The sequence below is a fragment of the Agarivorans sp. 1_MG-2023 genome (assembly GCF_030548385.1).
In the GTDB taxonomy this organism is placed as follows: domain Bacteria; phylum Pseudomonadota; class Gammaproteobacteria; order Enterobacterales; family Celerinatantimonadaceae; genus Agarivorans.
On sequence record NZ_JAUOSJ010000002.1, the window covers coordinates 12,569 to 25,114 of the forward strand.

Below are 12,546 nucleotides of genomic sequence, written 5' to 3' on the forward strand. Positions count from 1 at the left end.
ATCCCTTAATGAAACCGATGGTATGGGATGAATTAATTTTGGTCAACCAAAATGAGTTTTACGGATATTTAAATACAATTATTTCATTTAGTATTCGATTGCTTTATTAACTTGTTGTTTTATTTAGGTATTTACACTATGTACTTAAGAGGTTAATTATAAAAAACTCACTTTGGATAAACTATTTACTTATTTTAGTTAGCCATTTAAGGGTAATTGGTTTACCATTTTGTGATTGTAATCACGGCTATCTGGCTATTTTGTCGGTATAAATGCCATATTGGTTGAACAGTTGGGTGAGTAAATGGCAGTAAGTAATCATTTAAGCCAGTTTCAAGATAGGTTTAAAGCAGTAACGACATATAACAGGGAACAGTTAGACACTAAGATTGTTCACATTGGCTTTGGTGCATTTCATCGCGGCCATCAAGCTGTATATAACGATTTAACTAACCAAGCGTCTGGTGAGCTTTGGGGCATTTGCGAAATAAACATGTTTGGCAGCGAAGATTTAGTGGCCAACTTAGTTGCTCAAGACTGCTTATTTTCGGTTATCGAAAAATCTAAAGACACAGTATGTTCGCGTTTAGTGAGAACCGTTACCGAGGCTATTCATACGCCTGTGTCGGGGATTGCTGCAGCAATTGCCAAAATTGCTGAGCCACAAGTAAGCATTGTTTCGCTGACTATCACCGAGAAAGGCTATTGCGTTGATCCACAGTCAGGTTTGCTGGATGAAGCAAATAGCTTAATTCAACACGACTTAGCGAATCCGCAGGCTCCTGTTTCTGCTTTAGGCTTAATTACTGAAGCTTTACGAGTGAGACGTGATCAAGGTTTAGCGCCCATTAGCATTTTGTCTTGTGACAACATTCCAGAAAATGGTCACCTTACCAAAAATGCTGTACTCGCTTACGCCGCAAAACTGGACCAACAATTGGCCAGCTGGATTGAGCAGAATATTAGCTTTCCAAGCACCATGGTAGACCGTATTTGTCCTGCGATGACGGCTGAAGAATTTGCTGCCATTGAAGTGGAAGTGGGGTATGCCGACCCTTGTGGTGTGGTATGTGAAGACTTCCGCCAATGGGTCATTGAAGACAATTTTGTCGCGGGTCGTCCAGATTGGGATTTGGCCGGGGCAATGTTTGTAAACGACGTTTTGCCTTACGAAGAAATGAAGTTACGCATGTTAAATGGTAGCCACTCGTTTTTGGCTTATAACGGTGCCTTAGCGGGTTACGAGTACATTTACCAATGTATGCAAGACCCTACATTTAAAGCCGCCACCTTAAAGCTTATGACCCAAGAGCAAGCTAAATCATTAAGCCCGAATTTGAACGTAGATTTGGAACAGTATGCCGGTTTGCTTATCGAACGTTTTAGCAACGCAAATGTAAAACACAAAACTGCACAAATCGCGATGGATGGTTCGCAAAAGCTTCCTCAGCGTGCGGTTGACCCTTTGTTACAGCTACAAAAGCAAGGCTTAAAAGTGACTTGCTTACCTATTTTAATTGCCGGTTGGATGCACTCCATTATTGGTGCAGTGAAAAAGGGCGAGCAAATTGTCGACCCTTTGGCTGACGAGTTTAAGCACATCGTTGATAGCCACGCCGAGCCTTTAGCCCAAGCTAAAGCCTTGCTCGCAATAAACAAAATTTTTGGTACTCATGCAAGCGATAACGCCAAGTTTAGTCAGCAAGTCGAATCTGCCTTTGTATCTATTGAAGAATATGGCATTGCGTCGGTTATCGACTCAATTGCAGTGAATTAGGAAACAACATGAAAACACTAATCTGTAACGAACCGTTCTCTATTGAGTACGTTGAGCGTGAAAAGCCGGCTGTCGGCGCTAACGAAGTACTGTTAAAAGTAAAAGCCGTGGGTATTTGTGGTACCGACATTCACGCCTTTGCCGGCCGTCAGCCATTTTTTAGTTATCCTCGCGTATTAGGCCACGAGATTAGTGGCATTGTTGAAGCGGTTGGCAGTGATTGTTCTAGCGCCAAAGCGGGCGAGCGATTTTCTGTGATCCCTTGTATTCCATGTGGTGAGTGTGCCGCCTGTGAAGAAGGTAAAACTAACTGCTGTGAAAATGTCTCTTTATATGGGGTTCACCAAGATGGCGGCTTTAGTGAGTACCTTAGTGTATTAGAAAGCAACCTGGTTAAATTGCCAGAAGAAGTGAGTGATAGCCAAGGCGCACTGATCGAGTGTTTTGCGATTAGCGCCCATGCGGTGCGTCGTGCTGAAGTAAAAGCGGGACAACGTGTTCTGCAAGTTGGCGCAGGCCCAATTGGCCTAGCGGCAGCAGCCATTGCTAAGGCGAACGGCGCTGAAGTAGTTGTAGCCGATGTGAGTGACGAGCGTCGCGCACATGTAGAAAAAGCGCTTGGCATTAAAACCTTAAACCCGCTAGCAGAGAACTATGTTGAGGATCTAAAAGCGGCATTTGGTGGCAAATTAGCTTGTACCTTAATGGATGCTACTGGCAATAAAGGTTCTATGAGCCGCAGCGTTGAGCTAATTCGCCACGGCGGAAAAATCGTATTTATTGGTTTGTATATCGGTGATTTAGTACTCGACGATCCAACATTCCACAAAAAAGAAACCACCTTGTTAAGCAGTCGTAATGCAACCCGCGAAGACTTTGAGCGAGTGATTGAGCTGATGAGCAAAGGCCAAATTGACGAAAACATCATGAAAAACCGTGATTATGATTTCGACACTGTCGGCCTTTCTTACCAACAGGATGTAGTAAACAACTCAAGCCTTATTAAAGGCGTTATCAACTTTTAGTCGCGCAGGTAATTATGACAACAGTACACGTAAAGGAAGCCGAGTTAAAAGGACTTGCGCTTAACAAACTTATTGCAGCAGGCCTTGACGAGCAAACAGCCAAGGAAGTCACCGAAGTATTAATACACGCAGATACTACCGGTGTGCATTCACACGGTGTTATGCGAGTAGAGCATTACTGTCAGCGTTTAGCCAAAGGCGGGTTAAATCGCGCCGCTACATTCTCGATTGAACAGGTATCACCCTCAATGGCGGTACTTGACTCAGATGATGGCATGGGCCATTCGGCGTTAATCGCTGCCACTAAACACGCCATAAATCTAGCCTCTGATACCGGATTAGGTTTTGTAAGTGTCAAGAATACCTCGCATTGTGGTGCGCTTTCATACTTTATGGAGCAAGCCACAAGCGCAGGTATGATTGCCATTGGTATGACGCAAACCGACACATGTGTTGCCCCGCATGGCGGAGCGGCCAAGTTTTTGGGGACCAACCCAATTGCCTTTGGTTTCCCGGTAGAGGGTTCTACGCCAATGATTATTGATATGGCGACCAGTGCCACCGCGTATGGCAAGCTATTGCATGCCAAAGAAACCGGTCAATCGATCGGTAAAGGCCTTGCCATTGATGCCGAAGGCAACGAAACAACCGATCCTCATAAAGTGGCCAACTTGCTGCCATTTGGTGGCCATAAAGGCTCTGGCATTGCCTTAGCTATTGATGCGCTAACGGGCATGTTGATGGGGGCTAACTTCGGTAACCATATTGTTCGTATGTACGATGATTATGACAAAATGCGTAAGCTGGCCAGCTTAGTGATTGTGATTGACCCAACTAAACTGGGTAACGCGTTGTTCCCAGTGATGATGGCTGCAATGGTCAAAGAGTTGCACGAAGTTCCGCCAGTACCTGGTGTTGATAAAGTGCTTGCACCGAACGATTTACAAGTGGCATATCGCGCCGAGTGTGATCGTAACGGGATCCCTGTTGCCAAGGGAGTTCACGATTACTTAGTGAGCTAAACCAGTAAAGGTAGCAGCATAGTGTCGCTCTGTGTTGCTACTAGCCTAGGTACTATCCTGCAATGGTTCCGCAAGTGCCTAGGTTTCTTCCTTCCTTATGTCTGTAGCTCTTCGTTGACTACAGCGAACTTTTGATCTCTTTAGTTACTGATTTAATTGAATTTTTATCTTTATCTCTGTTGCCAAAATACCGCTATAGCTCACATAAGAATTCTAATTGGTATGCTAACTTTTATTTTGGTTATCCAATATTGCTTAGTGGTTGTCCAATAATATTGGTTTTGGTTATCCTTTTAGGGAGGAAATATTGTGCTGTTTAAAAAGAACAATTTAGCAATCCTAGTGTCTGTTGTACTAGCTGGGGTTTCAGTTTCAAAGGTTATGGCAGATGACACTAAGCAGTCGAGCGCCAGCGAGAATACATCGGGTGATATGACTAGTGCGGCAACCCCGCTTAATCTTACTGAAGCGGCGATTTTAGAAAAAATCACCCACAGTCATAGTCAGTTTTCTGTAGTAGAGAAAACAGCCGAGCAAAGCAAAGACGGATTGAAAATGAATTTTGATGCGATCTCCGAAGCGGAGGCGCAATCAAAATGGCCAAACGTGAAAATTCATTCCAAAGCTGGCCCATGGGATTGGAATACCAAAGGTGGTTTGAAAGTCGCGTTAGAAAACCCCGGTGCTGCAGACGTTCGCATAGAAATGAAGGTGAGCGATAACATTGGCATTATGGGCTCGGCCGATAACCAAGTTGATCTACCAATTGTTTTACCTGCGGGCAAAACCACTACCGTTGATTTTCTGTTTAACGGTACTCAAATGAATATTGAGGGTTACCGAGGCGGCAGTAAACTTAACCTAAAAAGTATTGCCGAAATTCAGTTTTATTCGGTAGGTCCTATCGCCGCGCAAGAAGTGATTATTCACGATATTAATTTTATTGAGCGCACCGGTGATTTTGTTAAATCAGAGGCGCGTGAAGCGGAAGTGATTGCAGCGCCCATTCCAACCATTGCTACTCTAGCTGATTTTAATGATGGTTCGAAAGGCATTGCCAGCAATACCCATGGCACCAAGCTTACTTCAATAAGCCGTGGTGAGGGGAAAGGTCTAAAAATTGATTATGCTGCCGATGCCTCTTATCCAAGCGTGACCTTTAGTGCTGATAAACCGTGGAATTGGTCTGAGCATGGTGACTTTACTTTAGCCTTTGACGTGGAGAACCTGAGTGACGCAGGTGCGCAGTTGTTTATTCGCGTTGATGATGACGTAAATGAAAAACAAGGCGGTAGCGCTAATGGCGTAATCCATAGCCGAACAGGTTACGTGCAATTGCCTGCAGGCGAAGCGGGTACTTACTACTTTACGCTTGAAGAGCTAGCCAAAACCCTCGACTCAGGCATGCGTGGCGAGCCACCTAAAAAGTCTTACCAAGCTCAAGCGATTAATTTTGGCTGGGGTGAAGCCAAGCTAGATTTAGCTAATATTGTGAGCTTTCAGCTGTACATGCAAGATCTACAAAGCGACCTTAGCTTGGTCATCGATAACATTCGTTTAGTGCCAAATCTTAGCGCCGATACCAGTCGTTACCAAGGTTTGTTGGATGAGTTTGGCCAGTTTACTAATGAAGACTGGGCCGAGAAAATTCATTCAGCAGAAGAATTACAAAAGCATGCTAAAGCCGATGTTGCGCTTATCGACTCTGCCAAACCTATGGCCGACAGAACGCCTTACGGCGGTTGGAAAAGTGGTCCTAAATTAGACGCAACTGGATATTTTAGAACTGAGAAAGTAGACGGTAAATGGTCACTGGTTGACCCAAGTGGTTACTTATATTTTGCCACTGGCTTAGACAATATTCGTATGGATGATACCTACACTACCACCGGGGTTAATTTTACCGATTTGGTGTTGTCTGAAGACTTAAGTTTGCGACCCAGTCAAATTTCGCAAGCCAGTTACACCGATAATCAAGACGCCCGTTCGGTTGCCTCTGATTTGCGTAACAGCATGTTTAATTGGTTGCCGAAGTACAGTGATGCCCTAGCGCAAAATTACCAATATTCCACCATGATCCACACCGGTCCACTAGAGCATGGCGAAGTATTTAGTTTTTACAGCGCTAACCTACAACGTAAATACGCCCCGGATTCTCGTGATGATGCGATTGGCGTATGGCGAGATGTCACCTTAGCGCGAATGCTTGATTGGGGTTTTACTTCATTAGGTAACTGGGCCGATCCAAGTTTTTATGGCAACCAGAAAGTGGCTTATGTTGCCAACGGCTGGATTGTAGGCGATCACCAACGCATTAATACCGGTAATGATTACTGGGGACCGATGCACGACCCTTACGACCCAGAGTTTGTTAGCTCGGTAAAAGCCATGGCTGAACAAGTGGCCGCCGAAGTTAAACAAGACCCTTGGTGTATAGGCACCTTTGTTGATAACGAAATGAGCTGGGGAAATACCGAGTTCGCGGCTAATCACTACGCCTTAGCGATTGCTGCTTTACGGAGTAATGCCAAAGACAGCTATGCCAAAGCAGCGTTTGTTAACTTATTAGAAGCTAAATATGCCAAAGATATCGCAGCACTAAACCAAGCGTGGGGCAGTGCAGTTACCTCTTGGGATGAGCTGGCTAAGGGCTATGTACATCAAGGTGAAATGAACGACGCGATTAAAGCCGATTACAGTATGTTCTTGGCCGACCACTCCGACCGTTACTTTGCCATTGTACAGCAGCAAATGAAGCAGGTAATGCCTGAGCACTTGTATTTGGGGGCGCGTTTTACTGAGTGGGGAATTACTCCAGAAGCGGCCAACAGTGCAGCTCAATATGTAGATGTAATGAGCTACAACCTATACGGCAATGATATGTCGAAGGGCGACTGGAGCCATTTAGCCGAGTTAGACAAGCCGAGCATTATTGGCGAATTCCACTTTGGGGCAACCGATAGCGGTATGTTCCACCCCGGTCTTGTTGCCGCCGATACGCAACAAGGTCGCGCAGAGAAATACGCCCATTACATGGATAGCGTTATTGCCAACCCTTACTTTGTGGGAGCTCATTGGTTCCAATATTTAGACTCGCCAACTACTGGTCGAGCTTGGGATGGCGAAAACTACAATAACGGCTTTGTTACGGTAGCTGACTCTCCTTACGAGAACTTAGTTGCAGGCGCAACCGAAGTAAACCGAACGCTGTATTCGCAGCGTTATCCGGAGCTTATTAAGTAACACTAAAACCTTGATTAACAAAAGACGAGCTGGCCTCGTCTTTTGTTTTATCTGTTTGATTATAAAAATAAATAACTAAGCGCGAAGTAGGGAAGCAGATGACCACAATTGTAGATGTTGCAAACAAAGCGGGTGTCTCGGTAGCAACGGTATCTCGCATTATTAATAAAAATACGCCGGTGAGTGAGGCTAAAGTGGCCAAGGTAATGGCGGCAATTAAAGCACTAAATTTTGTGCCTAATTACCATGCGCAAAACCTCACCGTTAATCCACAAACTGGACCTGGGATGATTGTGCAATCAATCCAAGATCCACTCAGTGCCAGTTTACTGAAAGATCTTTCTGCTAGAGCATCAAGTTTATCGCAACCATTGCACCTAGCCTCTGGCGCGCACTCAGAAGCTCAGGAAATTCACCTGTTAGAAAACTATCTTGCTTTAGGTGTTCAGGCTTTATATTTTGAAAGTCAGCATATGGACGAACAACGCCTAGCTGAGTTTATGCGCTTGCATCCCCGTTTATTGGTGGCTAAGCGTTATGTCAGTCGGTTTGCTAGTCAGTGTTTGCACTTAGACTTGATCGCTAGTTTATGGCTGGCAATTACATCTTTGGTTGAGCGCGGGCATAGGTATATTACGGTATGTTGTGATGCGCAGCAGTATCAGGAAATAGGCCCACAATTAGTCAACATTGACAGCCCTTTTAGCCAGGCAACTCTCACGGTGAACTGTTTGCCTCATGACCCTAGCGATTGTATATCGAGCGTTATTGGTTCTGATAAGTGCTCGGCGCTGGTGTGTTTATCACCCCGTTTAAGTTGGCCAATATGGCAACAAGTGCAACAGCAAACTGAGCAATTAAATCGGCAGATTGAGTTTATCGGCGCTTCAAACAATGCCCCTGGAGGCAAGCTCAGCTACAGTACGCTGTTTTATCCGGTGGAGGCGATGGCACGCCAAGCCTTGGCATTTTTGTTTGCCGAGCAAGCAGAAGTGCGTGGAGCATTTGTTGCCCAGTTAGAAGCATGTTATTCAGAAAACGAACTTTCGTATGTTAGTGGTTTAGGCGCTGCGGGCTAAGTGGTTTGATGGACACATTTATTACTGGCCGAGGCGATTCACTGAGAGGATGATATGTTGAGATGTAAACAAACGGCCCACAATTAAGTGGGCCGTTTTTGTTAGTTCGAGTTTTGATAGGTTGAGGCGTCGAGCACTTGTTTTTTCACTCGGTAACGGCAGATAAAGTTCCAGTTCCAAGAGGCATCATACTGGTGACACAATCCCCACTCCAAGCCGGGTGAATCAATATCACTGGCTTGGTTAGGGCGGAAAATACCTAATGCCTCGGGAGCGCCTTTTATTTGCGACATTATCTCAAAGTTAATGCCGTCTGCTGCCCATTGTACGGTGTTCTTTTCTGGTCCATCGGTGGTAATCAAAGAGGCAATGCCACCATCTTTATGCCATACCGCCACTTCATGACCGCTATTAGAAATAGGGTTGTACTCAGATTTCACATAAGGGCCAAGAATATCTTTAGCGATGGCGACACCGTGTTTAATTTCGCGCCCGCCCATGTTCATTTCTTCTCCCATGGTCTCGCCTTTGTAGTAAAGGTAAAACTCACCTTTAAAAAACATTAAGCAGGGATCGTGAACTTTATGGCTATCGAAGCTACCTTTAGATTCCACTAAAAAGCGATTGTCTTCTTCGGTACGCCATTTGCCATCTTTAGCAGGGCTAACAATGGGGGCTGGGGATTTGTTCCACGGGCCAAATGGGCTGTCTGCCCAAGCAATGGCAATTTCTTCGAACTGGCGGTTGGTATAGGGCGCTTGTACTGTTTGATAGACCAAATAGTACTTACCTTGATGAGCTAATACTTCAGGCGTAAACACTGCGCGGTCGTCGTAAGCACCGGCTTCGCCGGGAGCAATAGCACAACCATGCTCTTTCCAGGTGATGCCATCTTTAGAACTAGCGTGCCACACTTCAGTTAAATCCCAAGGAAATACTTTGTCTTGTGGGTTGCCGGTAAAACCAAGTGTTTCGCCTTCACCTTTGGTGTACCAGCAATGATAAATACCCTCTACTTCTATTACTGCAGTGGGGTCGCGGCGAATAACGCCTTCTTCAAAAGCAAAGTCTCCCTTTAGTGTTTGTTCGTCAAACTCAATCAGCCACTCTGGCCCTTTATTGTCGTAACCGCGTTCAATTGCGCGCTTACTGGCCAAGCTTAGCTTGCTGTTTATCCCTGACATATCTACCTCTATGCGTCATTAATCTAAAGTGTTTAATCTATATTGGTATGAAAGGTAAACCAATTTGTCTTAATGGTACATTAACTTGCTGTTTCTCTCGGATCAATATGAAAGAAAAGTGACCAAAAGCACATTTTAAGAACTTACTTTTAACCTTTCATAATAGCCATACTGAAAAACGCAAAGGTTTTGTATGACAAGTTTATTGGCCTGTGGGCCCCGCCACCAAAGGGCTCATGCATTTAACTCACTATTAACCTATTAACCAATTGTTGTTTTGGTATGACTTTCTGCCAACCAAAGTACTGATTTATACCGAAATGTTAGCGGTGTCACTTTAAATTGGTTGATCATTATGTACGATTACTCCAGTTATTTAGATATTGGTTTACCAGTGTGGTTTTAGCATTGAGTAGCTATCGCAAAGTTAATGGAGTAAACATGAAAACCGATTCTAACCGAGTCGCCATGGGCAAAGTTTGCCTTATGTACTTTTTTTACAATTTCTTCTGGTCATTAAGCTCTGGCTCTTTATTCGCCGTTTGGTTGAATGACAAGGTAGGCATTGACGGTTCTCAAATTGGCGTGTTGTTTGGTTTGCAAACGGGCATAGCGGTATTATTTAAACCGGCCTTTGGTTACATTCTTGATAAGTTGGGCCTTAAAAAACACCTCATCTATTTTATCTCTTTCCTCAGCTTATTGATTGGCCCGTTTTATATCTACGTTTACGGCCCGTTATTGGGTAACGATTCAACCTTTGTATTAGGTATTGTCGCCGGCTCGCTTTACTTAGGCATGTTGTTCCAAGCAGGAAGCGGAGTTATTGCGTCTTACAGTGACCGTTTTGCACGCTGTCATGAAAACGATTTCGGTTTGGTGAACGGCTTTGGTATTGCTGCTTGGGGTGTATCTGCAGTATTGGCGGGTTACCTGTACAACATCAACCCTGACTTTATTTTCTACGCTTGTAGTATTGCTGCTCTGTTGATGCTGATTTGTGCTTGGACACTAAAAGTTAGCCACTTAGAAGACGTTGATAACGACGTAATATCGCAAGACAAAATTCAAAAAGAAGACGTTATTCGCCTGTTGAAGAACCCTAAAATGTGGGCCTTCATGACCTACGCGGGCACTATCTCGGTGGTGTTCTGGACATCGATGAGCCAGTTCACACGTTACTTTATTAGCTTTTTCCCCACCCAAGAAGAAGGCATTTCTTTTAGCTCAAATATGGACGGCTTAACCGCTGTATTCCTGTTCTTTGTTAGTGCAGGTGTGCCTTTCATTATTCGTAAAATTGGCGCGAAAGGTAGCTTAATTCTTACCGCTGTGGGTATTACTTCATTCTTGTTAATGATTGGTTTTGCTGGCCTTGGCGAGAAGAACTTGTACTTGGCGATTGTTGCCAAGTTGCTGTTCGGCATTGTTAATCCCTTACTCATTGTGTCGGTGTTTGCTTACACGGCTGAGCAGTTTGATAAGAAAGTAAATTCATTCACTTACATGTTTGGTTTCCAGGTTGTTAACAACTTAATGACCGCGATTGCTGCGCCAGTAATGGGCGTGATGTATGACCAACATGGATTCCCACACAGTTATATCTATTTTGGTGTGTTCGCTGCTGCGGCAACAGTGCTAGCAATGTTCACGCTAAGTTCCACCAAGAAGCTGACTACAACAGATCAACAAGAAACAGTAGCAGCTTAAGTAATCAAAATTATATTTTAGATAAGGATGTTAGGTAAACGTATGAAAACACGTATTTTTGCACTATCTGCTTTGGCTATATCTTGCAGTATGGCCCACGCACAAGAAGAGTCTGCTTTAGACTATTTAGGTGCGCAAGTTGTAGAAGGCGCGCGCTTTTGGGGTTACGGCCGCGGCGGTACAGGTACTTCTACAGACAAAGTTTTAGGTCTGCGTTCAGATCTTGCCAACAACGGTTTCAATATTATTGAAACAGCAGGTAACCCACACGCTCAAACGGGTCGTTTGGGTAACGAAGGTAACTTTGCTGAATTCCACGTTGATTATGGTCTTGTGTTAAACGACATGAACTGGGTAATCAAAACCAACATTGCGACAAATATGGAGAAATTCAATTTGGACGAATGGTGGGTAGCTGGCCAAGGTGTATTTAAATCAAGCCCTGGTGCGGTTATTTGGGTAGGTAAGCGTTACTACCAACGTTATAAAGCAGAAATTCTTGATTATCACATGCTACAAAACGATGGTGTGGGCGCGGGTATCGATGATTGGGATTTCGGTTTTGCCAAGTTTAACTTTGGTATCACTAAGCAAGAAAATGGTGATACTTATGGAGATGACTTCTGTTCAACCACGGATCCAACTTACGAATGTGATACCAGCGGTCGCTCGGGCTACCGTGGTGGTTACCACTCAGTAAATACCCGTTTGCATGATATGAAAGTGACCGACAATATTGCGGCTTCGGTATTCTTTAACTATGGCTTCTACGCTGGCTCTGATACGACATTGAGCGAAGGCGGCAGCATGACTGCCAAAGATAAGCAGCCAAATAGCTACCAAACAGGCTTTAGCATTAAGCAAGGCCAATGGGCTGACTACAACGAGTTTGTTGTGCGTTACAGCAGTAACATTGGTAAGTCGATGACCCAAAACTGGTTAGACACACCGTCTACGCAGATTGGTGCTTTCTTCCAAGGTATGCAAGAGCTAGGTGATTCGTTCCGCGTACAATATGCCTTGGTATACGAAGGTCAGAAGTTTGATGACGAAGCTTTAAAACGTAACACGGTATCGATTGATAAATCTGACTGGGGCAACATTACAGTTCGTCCTACCTACATTTGGGATGACCGTTTTTCAACGGACCTAGAGTTAAGCTACGACCAAATTAAGCTTAATGCTCGCGAAGGCTACGGTGAGAGTGGTACAAACTCATCGTACAAAGTGACCTTATCGCAAAACGTGCATATTGGTGGCACTTTCTGGGACCGTCCTGTATTGCGCTTCTTTGTGACCTACGGTCAATCTGATACTGATACTACGGTTTATAACAACCGCCACAGTATTGACGGAACGAACCCAGGTTATGAATGGCGTCATAACCCATACGTTACTGAGAAAGGTAAAAACTCAGCGACCACAGTGGGTGCTCAATTCGAAACTTGGTGGTAAGCCAACCACAGTAATACCCACTTAGCACTAGAGCTCGCAGGCTTAGGCCTG

At 44.5% G+C, this 12,546-nt stretch carries 8 protein-coding genes; 7 read left to right on the top strand and 1 reads right to left on the bottom strand.

All coding sequences use genetic code 11. From position 1 onward, the window contains the following. Positions 1-304 precede the first annotated feature (304 nt). The 5 genes from Q4592_RS02135 (at position 305) to Q4592_RS02155 (ending at position 8,146) form a co-directional block, all read left to right on the top strand. On the top strand, positions 305-1,777 hold the full coding sequence (locus tag Q4592_RS02135) for a mannitol dehydrogenase family protein (RefSeq protein ID WP_303509176.1): 1,473 nt from the start codon (positions 305-307) through the stop codon (positions 1,775-1,777). Positions 1,778-1,785: 8 nt separating this feature from the next. Further along, positions 1,786-2,802, top strand: coding sequence for a zinc-binding alcohol dehydrogenase family protein (locus Q4592_RS02140; protein WP_303509179.1), 1,017 nt, complete (start codon positions 1,786-1,788; stop codon positions 2,800-2,802). Between the two features lie 14 nt (positions 2,803-2,816). Next, positions 2,817-3,824 carry an Ldh family oxidoreductase gene (locus tag Q4592_RS02145; protein ID WP_303509182.1) on the top strand — a complete coding sequence of 336 codons (1,008 nt, stop codon included), beginning with the start codon at positions 2,817-2,819 and terminating at the stop codon, positions 3,822-3,824. Between the two features lie 342 nt (positions 3,825-4,166). Further along, the gene (locus Q4592_RS02150; RefSeq protein ID WP_235836159.1) at positions 4,167-7,067 is read left to right on the top strand and encodes a beta-galactosidase; all 2,901 of its coding nucleotides are present in this window, start codon (positions 4,167-4,169) and stop codon (positions 7,065-7,067) included. 98 nt (positions 7,068-7,165) lie between these two features. Then, a complete protein-coding gene (locus Q4592_RS02155) occupies positions 7,166-8,146 on the top strand; it encodes a LacI family DNA-binding transcriptional regulator (protein WP_303509186.1) in 981 nt (326 codons plus the stop codon). A 101-nt stretch (positions 8,147-8,247) separates the two neighbouring features. Here the strand turns inward: Q4592_RS02155 and Q4592_RS02160 are convergent, their stop codons facing one another. Further along, a complete protein-coding gene (locus Q4592_RS02160; RefSeq protein WP_303509189.1) occupies positions 8,248-9,330 on the bottom strand; it encodes a glycosyl hydrolase in 1,083 nt (360 codons plus the stop codon). A gap of 441 nt (positions 9,331-9,771) precedes the next feature. Between Q4592_RS02160 and Q4592_RS02165 the strand changes: the two genes are divergently transcribed. Together Q4592_RS02165 and Q4592_RS02170 are read left to right on the top strand one after the other, a co-directional pair. Next, positions 9,772-11,040, top strand: a complete 1,269-nt coding sequence (locus Q4592_RS02165; RefSeq protein ID WP_303509192.1) for an oligosaccharide MFS transporter — start codon at positions 9,772-9,774, stop codon at positions 11,038-11,040. A gap of 42 nt (positions 11,041-11,082) precedes the next feature. Next, the gene (locus Q4592_RS02170; protein WP_303509195.1) at positions 11,083-12,495 is read left to right on the top strand and encodes a carbohydrate porin; all 1,413 of its coding nucleotides are present in this window, start codon (positions 11,083-11,085) and stop codon (positions 12,493-12,495) included. The last annotated feature ends 51 nt before the right edge of the window (positions 12,496-12,546 follow it).